This is a genomic window from Streptomyces sp. NPDC050147, assembly GCF_040660195.1.
GTDB lineage: Bacteria > Actinomycetota > Actinomycetes > Streptomycetales > Streptomycetaceae > Streptomyces.
In genome coordinates, this window is record NZ_JBFALJ010000005.1 from 203,842 (window position 1) to 228,288 (window position 24,447).

Annotated in this window: 23 protein-coding genes; 18 read left to right on the top strand and 5 right to left on the bottom strand. The window is 70.2% G+C overall.

Annotated elements, in window-relative coordinates; translation table 11 throughout:
• The first annotated feature begins 43 nt into the window (after positions 1 to 43).
• The 7 genes from rsmI (at position 44) to AB0I94_RS11175 (ending at position 7,298) form a co-directional block, all read left to right on the top strand.
• Positions 44 to 970 (top strand): 16S rRNA (cytidine(1402)-2'-O)-methyltransferase, encoded by a 927-nt coding sequence (rsmI, locus tag AB0I94_RS11145; protein ID WP_363309205.1) that lies wholly within the window; start codon positions 44 to 46, stop codon positions 968 to 970.
• Between the two features lie 194 nt (positions 971 to 1,164).
• The gene (locus AB0I94_RS11150; protein ID WP_363309206.1) at positions 1,165 to 1,587 is read left to right on the top strand and encodes a hypothetical protein; all 423 of its coding nucleotides are present in this window, start codon (positions 1,165 to 1,167) and stop codon (positions 1,585 to 1,587) included.
• Positions 1,588 to 1,661: 74 nt separating this feature from the next.
• Positions 1,662 to 2,537, top strand: a complete 876-nt coding sequence (locus AB0I94_RS11155; RefSeq protein ID WP_363309207.1) for a TatD family hydrolase — start codon at positions 1,662 to 1,664, stop codon at positions 2,535 to 2,537.
• A 166-nt stretch (positions 2,538 to 2,703) separates the two neighbouring features.
• The gene (locus tag AB0I94_RS11160) at positions 2,704 to 3,990 is read left to right on the top strand and encodes a ubiquitin-like domain-containing protein (protein WP_363309329.1); all 1,287 of its coding nucleotides are present in this window, start codon (positions 2,704 to 2,706) and stop codon (positions 3,988 to 3,990) included.
• A gap of 107 nt (positions 3,991 to 4,097) precedes the next feature.
• Complete coding sequence (gene rsmA, locus AB0I94_RS11165; RefSeq protein WP_363309208.1) at positions 4,098 to 4,991, top strand: 16S rRNA (adenine(1518)-N(6)/adenine(1519)-N(6))-dimethyltransferase RsmA; 894 nt, start codon at positions 4,098 to 4,100, stop codon at positions 4,989 to 4,991.
• The gene (locus tag AB0I94_RS11170) at positions 4,988 to 5,881 is read left to right on the top strand and encodes a 4-(cytidine 5'-diphospho)-2-C-methyl-D-erythritol kinase (protein ID WP_363309209.1); all 894 of its coding nucleotides are present in this window, start codon (positions 4,988 to 4,990) and stop codon (positions 5,879 to 5,881) included. The genes rsmA and AB0I94_RS11170 overlap by 4 nt, the downstream gene beginning before the upstream one ends.
• Before the next feature lie 76 nt (positions 5,882 to 5,957).
• Positions 5,958 to 7,298, top strand: coding sequence for an acyltransferase (locus AB0I94_RS11175; protein WP_363309210.1), 1,341 nt, complete (start codon positions 5,958 to 5,960; stop codon positions 7,296 to 7,298).
• Here the strand turns inward: AB0I94_RS11175 and AB0I94_RS11180 are convergent.
• Positions 7,276 to 7,884: a Uma2 family endonuclease gene (locus AB0I94_RS11180; RefSeq protein WP_363309211.1), complete on the bottom strand. Its 609-nt coding sequence runs from the start codon at positions 7,882 to 7,884 to the stop codon at positions 7,276 to 7,278. The genes AB0I94_RS11175 and AB0I94_RS11180 overlap by 23 nt on opposite strands.
• Before the next feature lie 167 nt (positions 7,885 to 8,051).
• On the opposite strand from AB0I94_RS11180, the gene AB0I94_RS11185 reads away from it, so the two are divergent.
• The 4 genes from AB0I94_RS11185 (at position 8,052) to AB0I94_RS11200 (ending at position 14,848) form a co-directional block, all read left to right on the top strand.
• Positions 8,052 to 9,887, top strand: coding sequence for an ABC-F family ATP-binding cassette domain-containing protein (locus tag AB0I94_RS11185; protein ID WP_363309212.1), 1,836 nt, complete (start codon positions 8,052 to 8,054; stop codon positions 9,885 to 9,887).
• 146 nt (positions 9,888 to 10,033) lie between these two features.
• The gene (locus tag AB0I94_RS11190) at positions 10,034 to 11,887 is read left to right on the top strand and encodes a PQQ-binding-like beta-propeller repeat protein (protein ID WP_363309213.1); all 1,854 of its coding nucleotides are present in this window, start codon (positions 10,034 to 10,036) and stop codon (positions 11,885 to 11,887) included.
• Positions 11,888 to 11,960: 73 nt separating this feature from the next.
• The gene (locus AB0I94_RS11195; RefSeq protein ID WP_363309214.1) at positions 11,961 to 13,859 is read left to right on the top strand and encodes a PQQ-binding-like beta-propeller repeat protein; all 1,899 of its coding nucleotides are present in this window, start codon (positions 11,961 to 11,963) and stop codon (positions 13,857 to 13,859) included.
• A 263-nt stretch (positions 13,860 to 14,122) separates the two neighbouring features.
• Complete coding sequence (locus AB0I94_RS11200) at positions 14,123 to 14,848, top strand: response regulator transcription factor (RefSeq protein WP_363309215.1); 726 nt, start codon at positions 14,123 to 14,125, stop codon at positions 14,846 to 14,848.
• A 22-nt stretch (positions 14,849 to 14,870) separates the two neighbouring features.
• Here AB0I94_RS11200 and AB0I94_RS11205 read toward each other — a convergent pair whose 3' ends face one another.
• Positions 14,871 to 15,155 (bottom strand): hypothetical protein, encoded by a 285-nt coding sequence (locus AB0I94_RS11205; RefSeq protein WP_363309216.1) that lies wholly within the window; start codon positions 15,153 to 15,155, stop codon positions 14,871 to 14,873.
• A 24-nt stretch (positions 15,156 to 15,179) separates the two neighbouring features.
• Positions 15,180 to 16,862, bottom strand: coding sequence for a sodium:solute symporter family protein (locus tag AB0I94_RS11210; protein WP_363309217.1), 1,683 nt, complete (start codon positions 16,860 to 16,862; stop codon positions 15,180 to 15,182).
• 195 nt (positions 16,863 to 17,057) lie between these two features.
• Between AB0I94_RS11210 and galT the strand changes: the two genes are divergently transcribed.
• The 3 genes from galT to galK are packed head-to-tail and all read left to right on the top strand — an operon-like array spanning position 17,058 to position 20,265.
• Complete coding sequence (galT, locus tag AB0I94_RS11215; RefSeq protein ID WP_363309218.1) at positions 17,058 to 18,137, top strand: galactose-1-phosphate uridylyltransferase; 1,080 nt, start codon at positions 17,058 to 17,060, stop codon at positions 18,135 to 18,137.
• Positions 18,134 to 19,087 carry a UDP-glucose 4-epimerase GalE gene (gene galE / locus AB0I94_RS11220; protein ID WP_363309219.1) on the top strand — a complete coding sequence of 318 codons (954 nt, stop codon included), beginning with the start codon at positions 18,134 to 18,136 and terminating at the stop codon, positions 19,085 to 19,087. Before galT ends, galE begins: the two co-directional genes overlap by 4 nt.
• 23 nt (positions 19,088 to 19,110) lie before the next feature.
• Positions 19,111 to 20,265 carry a galactokinase gene (galK, locus tag AB0I94_RS11225; protein WP_363309220.1) on the top strand — a complete coding sequence of 385 codons (1,155 nt, stop codon included), beginning with the start codon at positions 19,111 to 19,113 and terminating at the stop codon, positions 20,263 to 20,265.
• Positions 20,266 to 20,305: 40 nt separating this feature from the next.
• Here the strand turns inward: galK and AB0I94_RS11230 are convergent, their stop codons facing one another.
• Positions 20,306 to 20,761 carry a GNAT family N-acetyltransferase gene (locus tag AB0I94_RS11230; protein ID WP_363309221.1) on the bottom strand — a complete coding sequence of 152 codons (456 nt, stop codon included), beginning with the start codon at positions 20,759 to 20,761 and terminating at the stop codon, positions 20,306 to 20,308.
• Between the two features lie 273 nt (positions 20,762 to 21,034).
• On the opposite strand from AB0I94_RS11230, the gene AB0I94_RS11235 reads away from it, so the two are divergent.
• A complete protein-coding gene (locus AB0I94_RS11235) occupies positions 21,035 to 21,811 on the top strand; it encodes a response regulator transcription factor (RefSeq protein WP_363309222.1) in 777 nt (258 codons plus the stop codon).
• Here AB0I94_RS11235 and AB0I94_RS11240 read toward each other — a convergent pair.
• Positions 21,770 to 22,267 (bottom strand): MarR family transcriptional regulator, encoded by a 498-nt coding sequence (locus tag AB0I94_RS11240; protein ID WP_160505514.1) that lies wholly within the window; start codon positions 22,265 to 22,267, stop codon positions 21,770 to 21,772. The genes AB0I94_RS11235 and AB0I94_RS11240 overlap by 42 nt on opposite strands.
• A 200-nt stretch (positions 22,268 to 22,467) precedes the next feature.
• Between AB0I94_RS11240 and AB0I94_RS11245 the strand changes: the two genes are divergently transcribed.
• From AB0I94_RS11245 to AB0I94_RS11255, 3 genes are all read left to right on the top strand, one after another.
• Entirely contained in the window at positions 22,468 to 23,310 is an 843-nt protein-coding gene (locus AB0I94_RS11245; protein ID WP_363309223.1) for a trans-aconitate 2-methyltransferase, read from the top strand.
• Positions 23,307 to 23,672 (top strand): VOC family protein, encoded by a 366-nt coding sequence (locus AB0I94_RS11250; RefSeq protein WP_363309224.1) that lies wholly within the window; start codon positions 23,307 to 23,309, stop codon positions 23,670 to 23,672. Before AB0I94_RS11245 ends, AB0I94_RS11250 begins: the two co-directional genes overlap by 4 nt.
• A gap of 123 nt (positions 23,673 to 23,795) precedes the next feature.
• Complete coding sequence (locus AB0I94_RS11255; RefSeq protein WP_363309225.1) at positions 23,796 to 24,443, top strand: Uma2 family endonuclease; 648 nt, start codon at positions 23,796 to 23,798, stop codon at positions 24,441 to 24,443.
• Positions 24,444 to 24,447: the final 4 nt, after the last annotated feature.

The following is a 24,447-nucleotide window of genomic DNA, read 5'->3' on the forward strand; positions in this document are numbered from 1 at the left end:
CGACTGTGTGAGTCCCGCTCCCGTCCCCTGCGAGGATGGAACAGTGACAGGAAGCGCTGATTCCCCCGGAAACCCGTCCCTCGCAAACCCGTCCCCCGGAACCCTCGTCCTCGCGGGCACGCCCATCGGCGATGTCGCGGACGCGCCGCCGCGGCTCGCCGCCGAGCTGGAGTCGGCCGATGTGGTGGCCGCCGAGGACACCCGGCGGCTGCGCAGGCTCACCCAGGCGCTCGGTGTGCAGGTGGGCGGGCGGGTCGTCTCGTACTTCGAGGGCAACGAGAGCGCGCGTACGCCCGACCTGGTCGAAGCCCTGGTCGGCGGTGCACGGGTGCTGCTCGTGACGGACGCCGGGATGCCGTCGGTGTCCGACCCCGGGTACCGGCTCGTCGCCGCCGCCGTGGAGAAGGACATCCGGGTCACGGCCGTGCCGGGGCCGTCCGCCGTGCTCACCGCGCTCGCGCTCTCGGGCCTTCCGGTGGACCGCTTCTGCTTCGAGGGCTTCCTGCCGCGCAAGGCGGGCGAGCGGCTCTCGCGGCTGCGCGAGGTGGCCGAAGACCGTCGCACTCTCGTCTACTTCGAGGCACCGCACCGGATCGACGACACCCTCGTCGCGATGGCCGAGGCGTTCGGCGACGAACGCAGGGCGGCGGTCTGCCGTGAGCTGACCAAGACGTACGAAGAGGTCAAGCGCGGTTCGCTGAAGGAACTCGCCGAGTGGGCGGCGGACGGCGTACGCGGGGAGATCACCGTCGTCGTCGAGGGAGCGCCGGAGAAAAGCGCCGGTGACCTGGGCCCGGAGGAGCTGGTGCGCAGGGTGCGGGTGCGCGAGGAGGCGGGGGAGCGACGCAAGGAGGCGATCGCCGCCGTCGCGGCCGAGGCGGGGCTGCCCAAGCGCGACGTGTTCGATGCCGTCGTGGCGGCAAAGAATGCGGCTCGGGCCGCCCCATCGGACGGCAAAGGACTATCGTGAAAAGCAAAGTGCGGGCCGTGCACCGGGCCTGAAGGCCATGGAAAGGCCAAATCGTCCTCAACTGTCGACAGGTCTGATGCGCTGACTCCGGGAAAAGCGTCCACTGGTCAAAGGGGACGCACCCGTCCCCACGCTTCCGGCCGGGAGGTATCCCCGGTCCGGCAGCGCTTGTCCAGCGGACAAGAGGAGCTGGCATGAGTGATATCGCCGACACCGGTCACCCACTCGCGACGAACACAGTTCACGAGTCGTACGCCTTCGCCTGTATGAGGTGCGGGCACGGCTGGGAACAGTCGTACGAGATCGAGCATCACGTGGACGGCAAGGGCAAGGAATTCGTGACGTACGTGGCGGACGGCCACCGTGTGCCGTCGCCCCTGACCCGGCCGACGTGCCTGAACTGCGGCGGCCATGTCGTGCGGATCATGCGGGCGGGGCAGGTGTCGTCGGTGCTCGATCTGATGCGGCGGCATCAGGCGCCGCGGGCGGTGGCGAGTGCGGGGGCGGGGGGTGAGTCCGGCTCCGGGGGCGCGGCGGCAGAACCCCGTGAGCCCAGGCATCACCACTGGCACCTGTCGGCGCTGCTGCATCCCTTCCACCACCGCAAGGCGGGGTGACCCGCAAGGTGGGGTGACCCGCAAGGTGGGGTGACCCGCGAAGGGGGATGCATTCCACTTCGTAGGATCGAGGCATGCCTTCCGACGCCAAGAACGCCGCGCCGCCGCTGCCCGAACCCCTGCGGGTTCCGGTCGCCGACTCCCACACCCACCTCGACATGCAGTCGGGGACGGTGGACGAGGGGCTCGCCAAGGCCGCGGCGGTCGGCGTGACCACGGTCGTACAGGTGGGCTGTGATGTGGCCGGTTCGCGCTGGGCCGCCCAGACGGCCGCCGCGTACGAGAGCGTGCACGCCACCGTGGCCCTGCATCCCAACGAGGCGCCGCGCATCGTGCACGGCGACCCCGACGGCTGGTCCCGGCAAGGCGCGCGCGAGGCGGGCGGAGACGGGGCGCTCGACGCGGCGCTCGCCGAGATCGACAGGCTGGCCGCGCTGGCGCAGGTCAAGGGCGTGGGTGAGACCGGGCTCGACTACTTCCGCACCGGGCCCGAGGGCAAGGCCGCCCAGGAGCGGTCCTTCCGCGCCCACATCGAGATCGCCAAGCGGCACGGCAAGGCCCTGGTCATCCACGATCGCGAGGCGCACGAAGACGTGCTGCGGGTCCTGAAGGAGGAGGGGGCTCCGGAGCGCACCGTCTTCCACTGCTACTCGGGTGACGCGGCGATGGCCCAAGTCTGCGCGGAGAACGGCTACTTCATGTCCTTCGCCGGCAACATGACCTTCAAGAACGCGCAGGGTCTGCGGGACGCGCTGGCCGTGGCCCCCCTCGAACTGGTCCTCGTGGAGACCGACGCGCCCTTCCTCACGCCCGCTCCCTACCGCGGACGGCCTAACGCGCCGTATCTCGTTCCGGTCACATTGCGGGCGATGGCCGAGGTGCGGGGGATCGGTGAGGACGCCATGGCCGAGGCGATCTCGGCCAACACGGCACGCGCCTTTGATTACTGACGTATAACGCCCATACCCCCGCGGTTCAGGGCAGCGCAACCACACTGTGTAGTTGCGCTGCTTTGGAGAGTGACGCTCGCTCCGCTAGGTTCTGGTCCGCCTCGCCCGATCCGGACCAGAACGAGAACGCTGGAGCGTCGTCGTGAGTCATGCGCCGCAGTACGAGATGTCCTATGGGGGCGGCACGACCTATGAGCCGGAGCCGGAGCCGGTGCCGGAGACCGGCCCGGAGCCGGACCGCTTTCCCCGGCAGGCCACCCTGGTCATGCCTGACGGAGGGCGGGCCGAGGCGCGGCGCGCGGCGCGGCGGAAGAAGCCGAGACCGAAGCAGCAGTCCCGGTCGAGGGCCTCGGCTTCGCCGGAGCGGCCCGACTCGCTGCGGCGGCTGTTGCCGCAGGCGCTGGTGGTCGCCTTTCTCGCGGGCGGCACCTCGGCGTTCGTCGCCGACGACAAGGCGATCCGGCTGAGTGTCGACGGCGAGTCGCGCACCCTGCACACCTTCGCGGACGACGTCGGTGAGCTGCTCGAGGACGAGGGCGTGGACTTCGGCACGCACGACATCGTGGCGCCGACCGCGAGCACGGCCCTGGCCAGCGGCGACGAGATCGCCGTCCGCTACGGCCGGCCGGTCAAGCTCACCGTCGACGGCCGGCGTCGCGAGGTGTGGACGACGGCCCGCACGGTGGACGGGGCGCTGCGGCAGCTCGGGGTGCGCGCCGAGGGGGCCTATCTGTCGGCCTCGCGGAGCAAGCGGATCGACCGGGGCGGACTGGATCTCGACGTAAGGACCGAGCGCACCGTGACGATCCTGGCGGACGGTCGCGAGCGGACCGTCCGTACGAACGCGGCGACGGTACGGGAAGCGGTCGAGGAGTCCGGAATCAGCCTGAACGGCCAGGACACGACCTCCGTCCCGCCCGGCAGCTTTCCGCGCGACGGGCAGACGGTCACCGTCATGCGGATCTCCGGGCGCAAGGAGGTGCGCGAGGAGCCGATCCCGTTCGACGTCCAGCGGACACAGGACCCCTCCCTGTTCGTCGGTACGGAGGTCGTGGAGCGGCCGGGGCGCCAGGGGGCCCGGCGGGTGACGTACGCGCTGCGGACGGTCAACGGCGTCAAGCAGAAGCCGCGGCGGCTGCGGTCGGAGGTCGTGCGGGAGCCGCAGACGCAGATCGTGAAGGTGGGCACCAAGCAGCGGCCGAGTTCGGTCGCGGGGGCGGACGGCCTGAACTGGGGCTCGCTGGCCCAGTGCGAGTCGGGCGGCCGCCCGAACGCGGTGGACGCGTCGGGGACGTACGGGGGGCTGTACCAGTTCGACACACGGACCTGGCAGGGCCTGGGCGGCTCGGGCCGCCCGCAGGACGCGTCCGCGGAGGAACAGACGTACCGCGCGAAGAAGCTTTACGTGCAACGGGGGGCGAGTCCGTGGCCGCACTGTGGGGGGCGGCTGTAGGGGGCTCCGGGCTCCCGCGGGCACTCGGGTGGCCGGGCGGGCAAGGCGGCGGGGCGACCGGCGGCCGACTGGTGAGGGGCCGGGGCCGGGCCCCGTAATCTGGTGCGGTGAGCAACACTGAGCCCGGCAGCCTCCTCGGCGCCGCCGACATCCGCGAACTGGCCGCTGCCCTGGGCGTACGCCCGACCAAGCAGCGCGGCCAGAACTTCGTCATCGACGCCAACACCGTCCGCCGCATCGTCCGCACCGCGGAAGTCGGCCCGAAGGACGTGGTCGTCGAGGTGGGGCCCGGGCTCGGCTCGCTGACTCTGGCCTTGCTGGACGCGGCGGCCAGCGTGATCGCGGTCGAGATCGACGACACGCTGGCGGGGGCCCTTCCCGCGACCGTCGAAGCCCGGCTTCCCGCGAAGGCCGCGTCCTTCGCGCTGGTGCACAGCGACGCCATGCTCGTGCGCGAGCTGCCGGGCCCCGCCCCGACCGCGCTGGTCGCCAACCTTCCGTACAACGTGGCCGTCCCCGTGCTGCTGCACATGCTCGACACGTTCCCCAGCATCGAGCGCACGCTCGTGATGGTGCAGGCCGAGGTCGCCGACCGCCTCGCCGCGGCTCCGGGCTCGAAGGTGTACGGCGTGCCTTCCGTGAAGGCGAACTGGTACGCCGACGTGAAGCGCGCTGGTTCCATCGGCCGCAACGTCTTCTGGCCCGCCCCGAACGTCGACTCCGGCCTGGTCTCGCTCGTGCGGCGCGCCGAGCCGGTGAAGACCACCGCTTCGAAGAAGGAAGTCTTCGCCGTCGTCGACGCGGCCTTCGCCCAGCGCCGCAAGACCTTGCGTGCCGCCCTCGCCGGGTGGGCGGGCTCCGCGCCTGCCGCCGAGGCCGCGCTCGTCGCCGCCGGAATCTCGCCGCAGGCGCGCGGCGAGGCGCTGACGGTGGAGGAGTTCGCGCGGATCGCCGAGAACAAGGGACACGAGCCCAAGGGCCCCGAGGGAGCGCACGCGTGAGCCAGAGCGTGACCGTTCGCGTTCCCGCGAAGGTCAATGTCCAGCTCGCCGTCGGCGCCGCGCGCCCGGACGGGTTCCACGACCTCGCCAATGTCTTCCTCGCCGTCGGGCTGTACGACGAAGTCACCGTGACGCCCGCCGAGCGACTGCGGGTGACCTGTTCGGGGCCCGGCTGCGATCAAGTGCCTCTCGACCGCACCAACTTGGCGGCGAGGGCCGCGGAGCTGCTCGCCGCGCGTCACGGGCGTACCGCCGACGTGCACATCCACATCGCCAAGGACATCCCCGTAGCCGGTGGCATGGCAGGCGGCAGCGCGGACGGTGCGGGCGCGCTCGTGGCGTGCGACGCGCTGTGGGGAACCGGGGCCTCGCGGGACGAACTGCTCGACATCTGCGCCGAGTTGGGCAGCGATGTGCCGTTCAGCCTGGTGGGCGGGGCGGCGCTCGGCACCGGCCGTGGCGAGAAGCTGGAGAGCCTTGAGGTCGGCGGCGCCTTCCACTGGGTGTTCGCGGTGGCCGACGGAGGACTCTCCACGCCCGCGGTCTACCGCGAGTTCGACCGGCTGACCCCCAACGCTCCCGCTCCGGAGGCGTCGGCCGGGCTGCTCGACGCCTTGCGCCAGGGAGACGCCGAGGCCCTCGCCGGCGCCGTGTCCAACGATCTGCAGCCCGCGGCGCTCTCGCTGTTCCCCTCGCTCGCCGGCACCCTCGCCGCGGGGACCGGGGCGGGCGCCCTGGCCGCGCTCGTCTCCGGCTCCGGGCCCACGACGGCGTTCCTGGCGGCGGACGCCCAGGCCGCGCGGCGGGTCGCCGAGGCGCTCTCGGCCTCCGGCACCTGCCGTACGGCCCGGGTGGCGGCCTCGCCCGCGCCGGGCGCGACGGTGCTTTAGGGGCGCGGGTACTCAGACGCGGATCTGAGTACGTGCGCGCTGATGCCAGGCGTGCGGTGCGCGCGACCGTACGTACATGGGATCAAGCGTTCGCGAACTGGCCGAGAAGACGCCCACCGGGCGCGACCGGTACATCGACCTGCTGCGGGTCGCCTCGCTCGGCACGGTCGTCGTGGGCCACTGGCTGATGGCGGCGGTGACCGTCGGCGGCGACGGCCGCACGGAGGTCGGCAACCTGCTCGCCGTCGTGCCCGACCTGCAGCTGCTCACCTGGGCGCTGCAGATCATGCCGGTGTTCTTCTTCGTCGGCGGCTTCTCGCACGCACTGTCGTACCGCTCTCTGAGGCGCAAGGCCCCGCAGGGCGGCGGCTCGGTCTACTCGGCGTTCCTGCGGGCGCGGCTGCAACGGCTGCTGCGGCCGACGATGGTCTTCATCGGGGTATGGGGTGTAGCCGCGCTGGCGGTCCAACTCCTGGGTGGGAGCGGGGCGTTGCTGGACGTGACGCTTCGGCTTGTCGCCCAGCCGCTGTGGTTCATCGGCATCTACCTGGCGATGGTCGCGTTCACGCCGCCGCTGCTGAGGCTGCACGAGCGGTACGGCTGGGGCGCGTTCGGCGGCCTCGTGCTCGCCGCGGGGGCGGTGGACGTGGCGCGCTTCGCCTTCGGCGCCCCGTACGTGGAGTTCCTGAACTTCGCCTTCGTGTGGCTCGCCGTGCATCAGCTCGGCTTCCTGCGGGCGGACGGCAGGCTGCGGATACCGGCGGCCATGGCCGGGGCGGGTCTCGCGGGGGCCGCGGTCCTGGTGGCCTTGGGCCCGTATCCGCTCTCCATGGTGGGCATGCCCGGCGAGCGCGTCTCGAACATGGCGCCGCCGACCTTCGCCCTGCTCTGCCACGGCGTGTGGCTGGTGGGCGCCGTGGAGCTGCTGCGGGGACCCGCGACCCGGTGGCTGGCGCGACCGCGGGTGTGGCGGGGCGTCGTGGCGGCGAACGGCGTCTCGATGACGGCGTTCCTTTGGCACCTGACGGCGATGCTGGGGGTGTACGGGGCGATGATCGCGATGGACGTGCGGTTGCCCGAGCCGGCCACCGCGGTGTGGTGGACGCAGGTGCCTTTGCGCATGGCGGCCGCGGTGGTGCTCACCGCGCTGCTGGTCGCGGCGTTCCGCCGTTTCGAAGAGCCGGTGAAGGCAAAGGAGCTGCCGAGAACCCCGGGTGCGGGCCCGGCAGCCGCCGTGGGCGTCACGCTCTGCCTCTTCGGGGTGCTCGGACTCTCGATGGTCGGCTTCGGGGGACTTCTCGAAGGGCGTACGGCGATGCTGATCGCGGTGCGGGTGACGGCGCCGGCGGCGGTGGGCATGGCGCTGGTCGGGTGGCTGCTCGTGGAGCGGGCGCCTACAGCTCGTCGATGGCGGTGAGGTCGATGTCGATGTCGAACGGGACGTTGATCTTGAGGCGGTCGTGGTGGATGCCGGTCAGGGCGTAGGTGCCGGACGCCTTGCCGAGTTCGTAGACCTGGACCACCGGGTGGGCGTCCCCACCCGCCATCTCGACCAGCCAGTAGTGGGGGATCCCCGCTGCGGCGTACTTGTGGGGCTTGGTGTCGCGGTCGCGGGCCTCGGATTCGGGGGAGACGACTTCGACGGCGAGGAGCACGTCGGCGACGGGGAAGTACGTTTGGTCGCGGCTCTTGACCGCCTCCTTGCGGACGACGGAGACATCAGGCTCAGGGCCGTTTCGTCGGTCGATGACCACCGTCATCTCGCGGCTGACCTTCAGATCAGTTGGAACCGTGCTGCGGAGCCCGTTCACCAACAGGTCGATGGCGAGGCTGTGGAAGTAGCGTTGCGGGCTCACGAAGACCAAACTCCCGTCGATCAACTCGGTGTGCGGCGGGAGGCCGGGCAACGTGTGCAGGTCGTCCACGGTCCAGCCCTCCTGCGGCGGCACCGGCCACCGCGGTGTCGGCGCGGTGCTCGGCTCGGAGATCGGCTCGGCGGTCATGGTTCCTCCCATGGACGGGATTCTTCGGCCTGCGCCTCAACGGTAGCCGCCGGTTCGCGCGACCGTCATCACAAAGAGTGATCACCCCCGCACTCCGGAGCGCGCGAAGGCATCCCCGGCAGGGCGACTACGCTGGAGGTCGATCGATCCCCTTCCCTGGAGCGTTAATGGCCGTCAACCTGGTCAATGTCGAGGCAGTCAGCAAGGTGTACGGCACCCGTGCCCTGCTCGACGGTGTCTCCCTCGGCGTGTCCGAGGGGGACCGGATCGGCGTCGTGGGGCGCAACGGAGACGGCAAGACGACCCTCATCCGGATGCTCGCCAAGCTGGAGGACGCGGACTCCGGGCGGGTCACGCACAACGGCGGTCTGCAGCTCGGCGTGCTGACCCAGCACGACTCGCTGGACCCCGAGGCCACCGTGCGCCACGAGGTCATCGGTGACCTCGCCGATCACGAGTGGGCGGGCAACGCCAAGATCCGCGATGTGCTCACCGGGCTGTTCGGCGGGCTCGACATGCCGGGCTTCCCGCAGGGGCTCGACACCGTCATCGGGCCGCTCTCCGGCGGCGAGCGGCGCCGCATCGCGCTCGCCAAGCTCCTCATCGGCGAGCCCGACCTCATCGTGCTCGACGAGCCGACCAACCACCTGGACGTCGAGGGCATCGCCTGGCTCGCGGGGCACCTGCGGACGCGGCGCTCGGCGCTCGTCTGCGTCACGCACGACCGCTGGTTCCTCGACCAGGTGTGCACGCGTATGTGGGACGTACAGAGCGGCTCCGTCTTCGAGTACGAGGGCGGGTACTCCGATTACGTCTTCGCCCGTGCCGAGCGTGAGCGCATCGCGGCCACCGAGGAGACCAAGCGCAAGAACCTGATGCGCAAGGAGCTGGCCTGGCTGCGGCGCGGCGCCCCCGCGCGCACCAGCAAGCCGCGGTACCGCATCGAGGCCGCCAACGAGCTCATCGCCGACGTGCCGCCGCCGCGGGACACCAGTGAGCTGATGAAGTTCGCCACGACCCGGCTCGGCAAGACCGTCTTCGATCTTGAGGACGTGACCGTCCAGGCCGGGCCCAAGGTGCTCCTCAAGCACCTGACGTGGCAGCTCGGCCCTGGTGACCGCATCGGCCTGGTGGGTGTCAACGGCGCGGGCAAGACCTCGCTCCTGCGGGCGATGGCGCAGGCTCAGCGCTCCGACGGTGACGTGCAGCCCGAGGCGGGGCGTGTGGTCGTCGGCAAGACCGTGAAGCTGGCCTATCTGTCGCAGGAGGTCGCCGAACTCGCCCCGACGCTGCGGGTGTTGCAGGCCGTGCAGCAGGTGCGCGAGCGGGTCGACCTCGGCAAGGGCCGGGAGATGACCGCGGGGCAGCTCTGCGAGATGTTCGGGTTCAACAAGGAGAAGCAGTGGACGCCCGTCGGTGACCTGTCCGGTGGTGAGCGGCGGCGGCTCCAGCTGCTGCGTCTCCTGATGGACGAGCCGAACGTCCTCTTCCTCGACGAGCCCACCAACGACCTCGACATCGAGACGCTGACACAGCTCGAGGACGTCCTCGACAGCTGGCCGGGGTCGATGGTCGTGATCTCCCACGACCGGTTCTTCCTGGAGCGCACCACCGACAAGGTCTTCGCACTGCTCGGCGACGCCACGATGCGGATGCTGCCGCGCGGCATCGACGAGTACCTGGAGCGGCGCAAGCGGATGGCGGAAGCGGGCGTCCCCGCGGCGCCCGGAGCCACCGCGTCGGCATCCTCCAGGGCCGCCGCACCGGCCGCCCCGCAGAAGACCGTCTCCTCCGCCGACGCACGCGCCGCGAAGAAGGAACTCCAGAAGATCGAGCGGCAGCTGGACAAGATGTCCACGAAGGAGACGTGGCTGCACGCTCAAATCGCCGATAACGCCACTGACTTCGAAAAGGTGGCCAAACTGGACGCCGAGTTGCGTGAACTCGTCAGCGAACGCGACGAGTTGGAGATGCGGTGGCTGGAGCTCGCGGAGAGCGCGTAGAGGTCTAGTAACAGACGCATCACGGGCCGGTCCTCCCTTGGGAACAGGGGACGGACCGGTCAGGTGTGCTAGGCCGTCAGGGTGATAGAAAGGTCGGCCTGAGCACCACTTGGCGTGCCGAAAAATCAGTGAAGGGGGAAGCGCTGATGACTCAGCCGCCCAACCAACCGCCGTCCGGCGGTTTCGGAGCTCCGCAGGATCCGGAGCAGGGAGCCGCGCCGCAGCCACCGGGCCAGCCGCCGCAGATGCCCGGTCAGCCGCCGGCCCCGCCGTCCGGAGCCCCGCAGACTCCGCCGCCCGCGCCCGGCTACGGCTACCCGCAGACCCCGCCCGCGCCCCAGCCGGGTTACGGCTACCCGCAGCAGCCGGGGCCGTACGGCCAGCCCACGCAGCCGCAGCAGCCCGGACCGTACGGCCAGCCCACGCAGCCGGGTCAGCCCGGTCCCTACGGCCAGCCCACGCAGCCGGGCCCCTACGCCCAGCAGCCCCAGTACGGGTACCCGCAGCAGCAGTTCCCGCCCCCTGGCGTGCCCGGCACCCATCCGCCCGGCGTCGGCGGTGGCGGCGGCAAGAACCCCTTCAAGGGCAAGCCGGTTCTGATCGTGGCGGCCGTGGCGGTCGCGGCGCTCGTCATCGGCGGTGTCGCCTGGGCGGTCGTCGGCGGTGATGATGACGGCAAGAAGAAGCCGACCGCGGGCAAGAGCGAGGACCCCAAGGCCAGCGGGTCCGCTCCGGTCAACCCGGGCAACGGCGACGGCGACGGCAAGGAGCAGGAAGACCTCAACGCGGGCCGGCAGCCCGGCGAGGCGAAGGTGCTCTGGTACAAGGAAGCGCCCAAGGTGCCCGGTTCGGGCGCCGACGCCAACGGCATGTGGGTCCAGGGTGACGTCGCAGTCAAGGCGGCGTACAAGGAGATCACCGCCTACAACGTGAAGACGGGCGACCAGGCCTGGCCGACGATCAAGTTCCCGCAGAAGATCTGTGGCACGACTCCGCAGGTCACCAAGGACAACAAGATCGTCGTCGCGTACAAGGACGGCCAGAAGGACTCCGCCAAGTGCAGCCAGGTCCAGGTCGTCGACCTGAAGACGGGCGGCAAGGGCTGGGCGAAGCCGGTCGAGGAGGAGGGCCTCTTCGACTTCTCCAGCGACGTCGATCTCTCCGTCACCGGCGACACGCTGATGGTGGGCCGCTCCCAGTCCGGCACGGCGCTGCGGATGAGCGACGGCAAGGAACTCTTCGTTTCCGAGAAGAAGGACGAGGGCACCTGCTTCCCCAGCGGCTTCGCCGGCGGGAAGAAGATGCTCCGCGCCCTCTCCTGCGGGGCGGGCTCGCCCACCGAGCACGACGAGCTCCAGCAGATCGACCCGAAGACCGGCAAGGCCGTGTGGACGAAGAAGTTCCCCAAGGGCTGGCAGGTCACCCGGATCTACTCCGAGAGCCCGACGATCGTCTACCTCGCCAATGAGGACAAGAAGCAGTGGAACATCACCACGCTGAAGCCCAACAGCAGCGACACCCGCTCTGAGGTCGCCGTCGACGAGAAGTTCGCGCCGGAGTGCGGCGGTTCGACGTTCCTCGGCGGCAGCCTGCAGGGCTGCCTCGGCGCGACGACCGACGACAAGAACCTCTACCTGCCGACCGAGGCGACCTCCGGGGCCAACGAGGTCGTGGCGATCAGCCTCGCCGACGGCAAGGAGGCCTGGCGCGTGAAGTCGCCGCTTGAGGAATCGATGCTGCCGATGAAGGTCGAGGGCGGTGAGCTGATCGCCTATGTCAATCCGTCGTACGACTCCGGCGGTCAGGTCGTCTCGATCCCGCTCTCGGGGTCGCACGAGCCGAAGACGCTCCTGAAGCACCCCGAAGGGACCTCCGAGATCGAGAGCGGCTTCTTCTCGAAGGACGTCGACTTCGTGGACGGTCGCTTCTACATCTCCACCACGCGGCTCTCGGGCAGCGCAAAGGGCCAGGAGAAGCTGATGCTGGCCTACGGCAAGTGACCTTCTCCGGCGGGCAAGCGCCCGCGCCTTCCTCGTCGCCCAGTTCACCTCTCGTCCCCAAGGAACCGACGTCATGACCCAGCCGCCCCAGCCGCCCAACGAGCCCCCGCAGGGCGGGTTCGGCGCTCCCCAGGACCCCCCGCCCGGCGGTTTCGGCGCACCGCAGGACCCCCCGCCGGTGGGCTTCGGCAAGGCCCCCGAGCCGGGCAACCCGTCGTACGGCTACCCGCAGACCCCGCCGCCCGCGCAGCCCCCCGCCCAGCCGCAGACGCCGCCCCCGCCGCCGCAGGGCCAGCCCAACTACGGCTACCCGCAGGCACCGCAGGCCCCCGGCACCCCGCCCCCCGGCCAGCCCCAGGGCTACGGCTACCCGGGCCAGCCGACCCAGCCCTACGGCCAGCAGGCTCCGTACGGCCAGCAGGCTCCGTACGGCCAGCAGGCTCCGTACGGCGCCTACCAGCAGCCCGGCACGATGCCGATGGCTCCGCAGGCGGGCGCGCCCGGCGGCTCGGGCGGGTCGAGGCTCAGCGGCCAGATGAAGATCATCATCGGTGCGGTCGTCGCGATCGCCCTGATCGTCGGCGGCGGCGTCTTCTACGCCACGACGTCGGGCAAGGACGACACCGAGGCGAGCTCCGAGGGCTCGACCGGTGGCAGCAAGGGCGGCGAGGGCGAGCAGAAGGGCGGTGGCGGCGAGCAGGGCCCGAGCGGTCCCGGCACGGAGAAGGTCCCGGCCAACACCAGCGCCACCGTCTCCATGCAGCTCCCGCAGCCCGAGGTCCCCAAGGACGACGTCTGGAGCATCAAGGGCTCCTGGCTCACCGAGGACGTCTACGCCAAGGCGGGCGTCAACGAGATCGTCGGCTACGACCCGTCCGACGGCAAGGAGCTGTGGACGCTGCCGCTCAAGGGACAGACCTGCGCGAGCTCGCGCGAGGTCACCAAGGACGGCATCGTCGCGGTCGCGTACGAAGAGGGCAAGCGGACCAAGAAGGGCGACCACCAGACCTGTTCGCAGATCTCCGCGGTCGACCTGAAGGACGGCAAGAGGCTCTGGACGGAGACCATCGACGAGGGCAGCATGGCCGCCCGCGTCCAGGAGGTCACCATCAGCGGCAGCACCGTCGCGGCCGGTTCGAGCGCCGGTGGCGCGGCCTTCGACCTCACCTCGGGCAAGCACCTGTGGGAGCCCACCCCGGGCGAGAAGTGCCAGGACGAGGGCTACGCGGGCGGCGAGCAGCTCGTAGCCGTCCAGAAGTGCGGCGACTACGGCGACGAGAAGCTCAAGGTCCAGCTCCTCGACCCCAAGACCGGCGATTCCAAGTGGACCTACCCGGTGACGCCGGGCGTCGACAACGCCAAGATCATCTCGACCCGCCCGGTCGTCTTCGGCCAGGACACCCAGGAGATCACCGCGAGCGGCGTCACGGACGCCTTCTCGCTGGACGACCAGGGCAAGCTCCGCGCCAAGATCTCGCTGCCCGACGGGAAGTACGACCACGACTGCGAGGTCAACGTCGTCTACGCCTGCTCTTCGCTGGCCGTCGGCAACGACAAGCTCTACGTCCCGACCCGCCAGCACGACGGCGGTGGCGACGGCTACAGCCAGACGAACGAGATCATCGCCTTCTCGCTGGCCACCGGCAAGACCACCGGTGACCGTGCCGACGCGGGCGAGAACGGCGAGATGTTCCCCATCCGCATGGACGGCGGCAACATCCTGGCCTACAAGGACGCGGGCTACGACAAGGGCGCCCAGGTCGTCTCCCTCAACGGCAAGACGATGAAGGAGACCAAGCTCCTGGAGACGCCCGCGGCCGAGTCCGTCGGCAGCGCCATCAGCGGCATGGTCCCGAAATCGAACGAACTCCTTTACGCCGACGGCAGGCTCTACCTCGGCAAGGAGCTGATCAGCAAGCCGTACTCGAAGGACGAGAAGGAGTACACGGCCCTGGGCTTCGTCGCCCAATAGGCCCGCGACCTCCGCGTACGCGATGAGCGGCCCCGTTCCTGAAGAGGAGCGGGGCCGTTTTCGCTTTCCCCTCTGCGCCGTTCCGTACGCACGTACTCCCGCTCACTCGAATATGGCCGGGATTTCGGCATTCCGGGCCGCTTATCGCCGGGAGGGGGCGCGCCGCGTCGAACAAGCGTGTAGCTTCCGGGGGATGAGTGGGCGTGGGGCCGGGGGGCCCTCGATCCGTGGGGGTTCCGTGGGGGAAAGTGGGGGGCTGCTCGATGGGTGTGCGACTCATGGTGGTCGACGACCACCGACTGCTCGCCGAGGCACTCGCCTCGGCCTTGAAGCTGCGCGGGCACCGGGTGCTCGCCGCTGCCGCACCCGCGGCCGGGGCGGCGGAGCTGGTCATCAGCCGGGCACCCGAGGTCTGCCTGCTCGGCACGGCGACGCCCGCGGAGCCCGGCATGTTCGATCCGGTCGTGAAGATCAAGCGGGAGCGGCCACAGGTGGCCGTGGTGGTGCTCGGCCCGGTGCCGAGCCCGCGCGGCATCGCCGCGGCCTTCGCCGCGGGTGCTTCCGGGTACGTACGCCATGACGAGCGCATCGAGGGTGTCGAGCGCGCCATCATGAAGGCGAGAGCCGGTGAGGCCGCCATCGCCCCGCAGCTGCTGCAGGGCGCGTTCAGCGAGCTGCTCAATCCGGCCGCGCAGCCCGACGACGAGGGGCAGCGGCTGCTGCAGATGCTCACGCCGCGCGAGGTCGAGGTCCTGGTGCGGGTCGCGGACGGCGAGGACACCCGTCTCATCGCCGCCGGGATGGGGATCGCGCCCAGCACGGCGCGCACGCACGTGCAGCGCGTCCTGATGAAACTGGGTGTCGGCTCCCGCCTGGAAGCCGCGGCGCTCGCCGCCCGCACCGGCCTGCTCGACCGCGCGGAACGGCCCGCCGCGGCCTACCCGGAGGACACCCAGACGCCGACGGGGCCCGAGCCACCGGTGCAGTGAACTCGGGCCCCGTCCTGGGGTGTTACTCGCCTTCTTCCGGCGCCTCGGTGGGCGGCGGAGTGGGGCGCAGCCACAGCCAGCCGAGGAAGAAGAGCCCGAGCGCCAGCATGGCCAGGCCCGTCCAGAGGTTGATGTTGATGTCCTCCGCCTTCTTCATGTCGGCGTCGGACGGGGAGATTCCGGCGATCGTCACGATGATTCCGTAGACGACGAAGAGGCCGCCGATGATCCGCCGGATGTCGAAGAGACGGGCCGCCGTGGCGGACTTGCGCTCCAGTGCGGAGACTTCGTCGTGCAGTTCAGACATGTTCTTCCAGACCTCCGATCGGGATTAGAGCGAGTACGGCAGGTAGCAGGCCGCGGCGAGCACGACCGCTCCCCAGCCGAGCAGCGCGGGCTTGCGGTACCAGGCGTCGTCGCCCTCGGCCGGTGGCTCGTCGATGCCCGGCGCTGTCGTCCCGTAGACCAGACCGGCCAGTTCGGCCTCCGGCTTGGGGGCGGTGAAGAGCGTGACCGCGACCATCACGACGGCGCCGGCGACGAAGCCGACGATCGCCGATACGAAGTTGGCGCCCTGGTCGGTCGGGATGTCGATGACGCCCTGTTTGTAGATCCAGAAGTAGTTGACCATCGCGGCGGTCGTGCCCGCGAGCAGACCCCACACACCGGACTTCATGGAGGCGCGCTTCCAGAACATGCCGATGATGAAGACGACGAACATCGGCACGTTGAAGAAGGAGAACAGCGTCTGGAGGTACCCCATGATGTTCGAGAACGACGAGGCGATGAAGGCCGTCCCGATGGAGGCGAGGACGCCGATCGCCGTGATGAGCCGGCCGAACTTCAGGTAGTAGCCGTCCTCGCGGTCCTTGACCACGTACTTCGCCCAGATGTCGTACGTGAAGACGGTGTTGAAGGACGACACGTTCGCCGCCATGCCCGCCATGAACGCCGCGAGCAGACCGGTCACCGCGATGCCGAGCACGCCGTTGGGCAGCAGCTCCTGCATCAGGTACGGGATCGCGTCGTTGTACGTCAGGTCCGACCCCGCGGTGCCGATCTTCGGGACCAGCACGGCCGCGACCAGGCCCGGGATCATCACCAGGAAGACGATGAAGATCTTCGGGAAGGCTGCGATCAGCGGGGTGCGCTTGGCGGCGGAGAGGTTCTTCGCGGACAGGGCGCGCTGCACCTCGGCGAAGTTGGTCGTCCAGTAGCCGAAGGAGAGCACGAAGCCGAGGCCGAGGATGATCGTCAGCCAGTTCGCGCCCAGCGGGTTGGCGTCACCGATGCCGGTGCCGCCCCAGGCGGTCATGAAGTTCTCGCCGTGCGACTTCTCGATCGACCCGCTCAGACCGTCCCAGCCGCCGACCTTCTTCAGGCCGATGACACAGATCGGGATCAGCGCGGCCAGGATCACGAAGAACTGGAGGACCTCGTTGTAGATCGCCGAGGAGAGGCCGCCGATCGTGATGTACGCCAGGACGAAGAACCCGGCGACCACGATGGCCACCCACTGCGGCCAGCCGAGGAGCGCCTCGACGACGATCGACAGGGCGTAGAGGTTCACGCCCGCGATGAGTATCGCGGCGAAGGCGAAGAGCACCGAGCTCAGCAGGTGCGCCGACTTGTCGAAGCGCTGGAGCAGGAACTCGGGGACCGAGCGGACCTTGCTGCGGTAGTAGAACGGCATCATCACGAGGCCGAGGAAGACCATCGCGGGGATGGCGCCGATCCAGTACCAGTGGACGACCGCGACGCCGTACTGGGCGCCGGTCGCCGCCATGCCCAGGATCTCGGTGGCGCCGAGGTTCGCCGCGACGAACGCGAGGCCGGTGACCCAGGCGGGCAGGGAGCGGCCCGAGAGGAAGAAGTCGAGGCTGGTCTTCACGGAACGGCGGGCGGCGAAACCGATGCCGAGGACCACGGCGAAGTAGATCGCGAGGATCGCGTAGTCGAGGCCGTTGGTAGGCAGCCGAAGCCCGTCGGCCAAGGTCTGTGTGGGGGACTGCATGGGGAACTCGCTTCGTTGCGCGAACTGAATCAGAACCGGAACCTACGCCCCTCACTTCAATAACTGAAGACTTCTGTTGGTGTTCTTTGTTGGATTGTGATGGGCCCCACCGCTCCGACCGCGTTGACGATGCTGTTGCGTTGTGGTTTGTTGTGTTCGGTTATGTTGGGTGGGTGTCGGTGAGGAGCCACGGACGTGAAGAAGACCTCGACCCGTCTCGCAGACGGTCGTGAGCTCATCTACTACGACTCGCGCGACGACGCGGTGCGCGACGCCATGGACCGCAGGCCCCTGGAGCCCATCTCCACCACATCGGAGATCCGGCACGACCCGCTGCTCGGCGACGCCGTCGCCATCGCCTCGCACCGCCAGGGCCGCACGTATCACCCGCCGGCCGACGAGTGCCCGCTCTGCCCCTCCGAGGGAGAGCGCCTGAGCGAGGTCCCCGACTCCGCGTACGACGTGGTCGTCTTCGAGAACCGTTTCCCCTCGCTGGCCGGGGACGCCGGACGGTGCGAGGTCGTCTGCTTCACCTCCGACCACGACTCGTCCTTCGCCGACCTCACCGAGGACCAGGCCCGCCTCGTCCTGGACGCCTGGACGGACAGGACCGCCGAGCTCTCACACCTCCCCTCCGTCGAGCAGGTGTTCTGCTTCGAGAACCGCGGAGCCGAGATCGGCGTGACCCTCGGCCACCCGCACGGGCAGATCTACGCCTATCCCTTCGTCACCCCGCGTACGTCGCTGATGCTGAGGTCCCTCGCCGCGCACAAGGAGGCCACGGGCGGTCGCAATCTCTTCGACGACGTGGTGGCCGAGGAGTCGGCCGGCGAACGCGTCGTCCTGGACGCCGAGCACTGGGTGGCGTTCGTCCCCTACTCCGCGCACTGGCCCTACGAGGTGCACCTCTATCCCAAGCGCCGGGTGCCGGACCTGCTCGGGCTCGACGAAGCCGCGCGCACAGAGTTTCCCCAGGTTTATCTGGAACTGTTGAGGCGCTTCGACCGGATCTTCGGCGAAGGTGAAGGCGGGACCGAGGGACAGGCGCTCACCCCGTACATCGCCGCGTGGCACCAGGCGCCCTTCGGCGCGCTGGAGGGACATGACGGCGTCAATCGGGACGACTTCGCACTCCACCTCGAGCTTTTCACCATTCGCCGCACTTCGGGCAAGCTGAAGTTCCTCGCGGGTTCCGAATCCGGCATGAGCGTGTTCATCAACGACGTGCCGCCGGAAGCCGCGGCCCAGCGACTGCGAGAGGTAGCGAGTTCATGAGCGGTAAGTACCTGGTCACCGGCGGGGCGGGCTATGTGGGAAGCGTGGTGGCCCAGCATCTGATCGAGGCCGGGCACGAGGTGACCGTCCTCGACAACCTCTCGACCGGCTTCCGCGAGGGCGTCCCGGCCGACGCGACGTTCGTCGAGGGAGACATCCGCGATGCCGCCAAGTGGCTGGATCCCTCCTTCGACGCCGTGTTGCACTTCGCCGCCTTTTCCCAGGTCGGCGAGTCCGTCGCGAAGCCCGAGAAGTACTGGGACAACAACGTCGGCGGCACGATGGCGCTGCTCGCCGCGATGCGCGAGGCCGGGGTCCGCAAACTCGTCTTCTCCTCGACGGCGGCGACATACGGCGAGCCGGTCAGCACCCCCATCACCGAGACGGACCCGACCGCCCCGACCTCCCCGTACGGCGCCTCGAAGCTCGCCGTGGACCACATGATCACCGGCGAGGCCACCGCCCACGGCCTGGGCGCCGTGTCGCTGCGCTACTTCAACGTGGCGGGCGCCTACGGGCAGTACGGCGAGCGCCACGATCCCGAGTCCCACCTGATCCCGCTCGTCCTCCAGGTCGCCCAGGGCAAGCGCGAGGCCATCTCCGTCTACGGCGACGACTACCCGACCCCGGACGGCACCTGCGTCCGCGACTACATCCACGTCGCGGACCTCGCCCAGGCGCACCTCCTCGCCGTCGAGGCCGCCACCCCCGGCGAGCACCTGATCTGCAACCTCGGCAACGGCAACGGCTTCTCCGTGCGCGAGGTCATCGAGACCGTCCGCCAGGTCACCGGCCACCCGATCCCCGAGGTCATGGCCCCGCGGCGCGGCGGCGACCCGGCGGTCCTCGTCGCGTCCGCGGCCACCGCGCGGGAGCGGCTCGGCTGGAATCCGTCCCGCGCGGACCTCGCGGGCATCGTCGCCGACGCGTGGGCGTTCGCCCAGCGCTGACACATGGGATCAAGGGGTAACTGATGGACGTAGCGGGGCAGTTCGCGGAGCTGTACGGGTACGAGCCGCAGGGGGTCTGGTCGGCCCCGGGCCGGGTCAACCTCATCGGCGAGTACACGGACTTCAACGAAGGCTTCGTGATGCCGCTCGCGTTGCCGCACACCGCGGTGGCGGCGGTGGCGCGCCGCACCGACGGCGTCCTGCGCCTGCACTCGGCGGACATCGACGCCCCGGTCGCCGAACTGCGCGTCGACGAGCTGACGCCCCTGTCGAAATACGGTCAGGGCGGCTGGGCCGCCTACCCGGCCGGTGTGGTGTGGGCGCTGCGGGACGCGGGGCACGAGGTCTCGGGGGGCGCCGACATCCACCTCGCGTCGACCGTGCCGACCGGCGCGGGCCTGTCCTCGTCCGCGGCCCTGGAGGTGGTCACGGCACTCGCCCTGAACGACCTGTACGAACTGGGTCTACCCAGGCCCGAGTTGGCGGTCCTGGCCCAGCGCGCGGAGAACGCCTTCGTGGGCGTTCCCTGCGGAGTGATGGACCAGATGGCGTCCGCGTGCGCCACCGAGGGCCACGCCCTGCACCTGGACTGCCGGGACCTGTCGATACGTCAGGTGCCCTTCGACCTGGCTTCACACGGCCTGCGGCTCCTGGTGGTCGACACCCGCGTCAAGCACGAGCTGGGCGACGGGGCGTACGCCGAGCGGCGTGCCGGGTGCGAGGAGGGCGCGCGCATCCTGGGGGTCTCCCATCTGCGGGACGTGCGGTACGCCGAACTCCCCGACGCCCTGGCCGAGCTGACGGATGAGAAGGTCCGCCGCTATGTCCGCCACGTCGTCTCGGACGACCACCGGGTGGAGCAGGTCATCGGCCTGCTCGACGCGGGCGAGGTGCGGGCGATCGGCCCCGTCCTGACCGAGGGCCACGCATCGCTCCGTGACGATCTGAGCATCTCCTGCGAGGAGTTGGACCTGGTGGTGTCCGCCGCGAATGCGGCGGGGGCACTCGGCTCCCGGATGACGGGCGGCGGCTTCGGTGGTTCGGCGGTCGTCCTCGTGGAGGAGGCGGACGCGGAGGCGGTGACGAAGTCGGTCCTGGAGGCCTTCACCACGGCGGGCCACACGGCCCCACGGGTGTTCCCGGCCATTCCGTCGGCGGGGGCGCGCCGCTTGGCGTGAGGCGTCTTGGACGGAGATCCGTCAGAAGGATCCCAGGCCCCTAGTCCAGCCGCTTCGTGAGGGTGAACTCCTTGGCGCCCTCCGGGTAGTCGGGGATCACCGCCACCACGTCGTAGCCCTGTCCTCGGTAGAACCCCGGGGCCTGGAAGTCCCACGTCTCCACGCGGGAGTTGCGGCATTCGCGCTCCTCTCGCGCGATGCGTTCCGCCTCGGCGAGGAGCCGGGCGCCGAATCCGGCGCCCCGGTGCTTCTCGCTGACCCAGAGGTGGTTCACATGGAGCCAGCGTCCCCAGGTGTGTCCGGCGAGGCCGCCGACGAGGCCCTCCGTGCTCTCCACGAGCCAGACGGCCAGCGGTATTTCGCGATCCTGCGGGGTCCCGTGCAGGGAACGGATCACGGGGGAGGCCGCGGAGTTCGCGTCCTCAAGTCCGGCGAGGAGCAGAGCGAACCGCTCCTTGTCGACTCCTGCCTCAATACGAAACATACGGCTCACCATAAACGCGCTGGCCAGTCAGTTCTGTAAATTACCTTCCGCTCCTGCCGTGCGGCCCTACTCTGAGTGGCAGTGCCGGTGGGGGCCGGCACCGCTCAGGGGGCGAGACAGTCGGGTACGACACCCGGCGTGGGGGTGGCAGTCACAGCTCGGCGGCGGCCGTGCGACTGTGGCGACCCCCGTCCCGGGTGTCGTGCCCGCACCGTACGTCCTCCGACATCATTTTGACGGGGGTATCCCCTGCTCTTCGAGGAGAGCTTGGGGGAGGGGGTTTCAGTGGTTCGTATCCGAGTCCTGGTCGTCGACGACCATCGCATCTTCGCCGAGTCGCTCGCGGCGGCACTGGCGGCGGAACCGGACGTCGACGTGTCCGCGGCGGGCAGCGGCCCGGCCGCGCTGCGCTGCCTGGAGCGGGCGACGGCCGAGGGGCGCAGATACGACGTGCTGCTCGTCGACGCCGACCTGGGCGCGTCCGCGAGCGCCATGCAGGGCGTGCGGCCCGCGCCTTCCGTGCAGGAGGGCAACGCGGACGGCCTGGTGGACGGCATCTCCCTGGTCGCCGGGGTCCGTTCGGGCCAGCCGATGGTCCGTACGGTCGTGCTCGCCGAGAAGGACGACCCCCGCCGGGCCGCCCTCGCGCTGCAGGCGGGCGCCTCGGGGTGGGTCGCCAAGGACTGCTCGCTCTCCCGGCTCCTGACGGTCATACGGGGAGTGCTGCGGGAGGAGACGCATCTGCCGCCCGCGCTGCTCACCGGCGTTCTGCGCGAGTTGACCGCCGCCCGCAAGCACCGCACGGAATCCGAGCGCCTGGTGGAGTCGTTGACCCCGCGTGAGCGCGAGGTGCTGCGCTGCATGGTGGCGGGCCTGGGCAGGAAGGCCGTGGCCGAGCGCCTCTTCCTCTCCCCGCACACGGTGCGCACGCACATGCAGAACGTGCTGGGGAAGCTGGGCGTCCACTCCACGCTCGCGGCCGTCGCGCTGGCGCGCCGGGCAGGGGTGGGACCGGTCGACCTAGCCGGGGATGTTGTCGAACGGGGCGGTCAACTGGCGTAGCAGTCCGGCGAGTTCGCCGCGCTGCCCGCGCGAGAGTTCGGCGAGGATCGCCCGCTCCTGCTTGAGGAGTCCGGCGAGGGCCTGGTCCGCGCGGTCCTGCCCTTCCTCGGTCAGCCGCACGAGCACGCCCCGCCGGTCGCTGGGGTCCGGCAGCCGCTCGACGAGGCCCTTCTTCGCGAGCCGGTCGATGCGGTTGGTCATCGTGCCGGAGGTGACCAGGGTCTGGGTGAGGAGCTGTCCGGGGGAGAGCTGATAGGGCGCGCCCGCGCGCCGCAGCGACGTCAGTACGTCGAACTCCCACGGTTCCAGATTGTGCTCGGAGAACGCGAGCCGCCGGGCCCTGTCGAGATGCCGCGCGAGCCTGCTGACGCGGCTGAGCACCTCGAGTGGTTCCACGTCGAGGTCGGGGCGCTCCCGGCGCCATGCAGCGACCAGACGGTCGACCTCGTCCTCCATGACGATCAGTGTAGGGGGTCTGTCGACATGAAGTCTCTTGACGTCAAGATAGTCTGGGCCGAGGATGGCGTTACGACGTGCGCATGGCGCCCGTACGAAGGCGATGTGACGCCGGTACGACGCCCGCGCGAAGGCAGTATGACGCCGAGGCCCGGAAAGTCCGTGCGACGCCGAGGCCCTTCCCCGCAGGAGGCCCACCCATGTCCGCCGCCCCCGGCAACAGCCCCGCCCCCACCTGGGACCCTGGCCAGTACCTGCGCCACTCCGGGCACCGCGCCCGCCCCTTCGTGGACCTGCTGGCCCGCGTCCCCGAGCTCCCCGCCACCGGCGGCCGTCCGCCGCGCGTCGCGGACCTGGGCTGCGGCCCCGGCAACGTCACCCGGCTCCTCGCCGAACGCTGGCCCACGGCGCACATCACGGGCTTCGACAACTCCCCCCAGATGCTGGAGCGGGCCGGGCGCCTGGCGGGCCCCACGACCGGCGGCGGCCGCCTGGACTTCGCCGCGGCGGACGCCGGGAACTGGGCGCCGCCCGAGGGGACGTACGACCTGATCCTGTCCAACGCCACGCTCCAATGGGTGCCGGGCCACCCCGACTCCTTCCCCGCCTGGATCGCGGCGCTGACCCCTGGCGGCACGTTCGCCTTCCAGGTCCCCGGCAACTTCGAGGCCCCGAGCCACGTCCTGATGCGGGAGCTGAGCGAGTCCGAGCGGTGGCGGGACCGGCTCGGCGGCAGCCTGCGCCACGCGGACGCGGTGCTCTCGCCGACGGCCTACCTGGAGCGGCTTGCCCCGCTGGGGTGTGAGGTGGACGCCTGGGAGACCACGTATCTGCACCTCCTGGAGGGTCCGGACCCGGTCCTGGACTGGGTGAAGGGGACGGGCCTGCGGCCTGTGCTGACGGCTCTGGGTGACGACCCGGAGGCGAGGGAGGCGTTCCTCACCGAGTACGGGGAGCTGCTGCGCAAGGCGTACCCGGCAGGGGAGCGGGGCACGGTCTTCCCCTTCCGCAGGGTCTTCGCCGTGGCCAGGCGGACCACGTGACGCTGGTCGCCGTCGACCACGTCCAGCTCGCCGCGCCGCCCGGCAGTGAGGTGGCCCTGCGGGCGTACTACGTCGACGTGCTCGGCATGAAGGAGATCGCCAAGCCCCCGGCGCTCGCCGCGCGCGGCGGGTGCTGGTTCCGCGCGGGGGCGGTGGAGCTGCACCTGGGCGTGGAGGCGGGCTTCCGCCCGGCGCGCAAGGCGCACCCCGGGCTGCGGGTGCGGAACATCTCGGCGTACGCCGAGCGGCTGGCCGCGCGAGGCGCGGAGGTCGTCTGGGACGACGCCCTGCCGGGCCACCGGCGGTTCTACTCGGAGGACCCGGTGGGCAACCGGCTCGAATTCCTCGAACCGTTGGCCTGACCTCGCACTTACGAGTGATCTCCGGGACTTTCCGTCCGCAGGGGCGGTGTGGCCCATAGCGTCCCCGTGTCGCTTGTGCCGCAGTGGCGCCCGCGCCCACACTGACGAAGGAGGTGCTTCACGATGACCGCTCTCGCACACGAGGTGTCCGTGGCTGTGGACGACAACATTTCCCCTGCGGCGGACGACAACCCGGTCCCTGACCTGGACGAGGTCCTATGGCAGGTGTGGAAAGCCATGGATCTCCCCGAGGGCTGCCGGGCCGAGATTATCGAGGGAGCCATCGAAGTGTCGCCCACCGGCTGTCGCCGTCACATGGTGCTCATCAACCGTCTTCGCCACGCTCTGGCAGGTCATCTGGAGGGCGGCGACTGGGCGGTATGGCATGACGGCAACGTCTTGCATCACCGAAAGTGCTGGATTCCGGACCTCTTCATCGCTCCGCTCGACCCCGACGAGATCCCCGATGAGGAAGGTCTTGGTGTCGACGCGGCCGGCGTTCCCATGGTCATCGAGGTTGTCTCGCCAGGCACGCGGAACGAAGAACGAGACCGCATCCGCAAACGCCGCGAGTACGCCGGCGCCGGTATCCCGCTGTACGTCCTTGTCGACGACCACGACGGCGACGGCTATGTCGTCCTGCTGACCTCACCCAACCCAAAGAAGGCCACCTACACGGACGAACACCGCGTCCCGTACGGCACGGACGCGGTGCTCCCCGAGGGGCCGGCAAAGGGGTTCGTCATCGGCGAGGACATCACCCGGAGCTGATCCC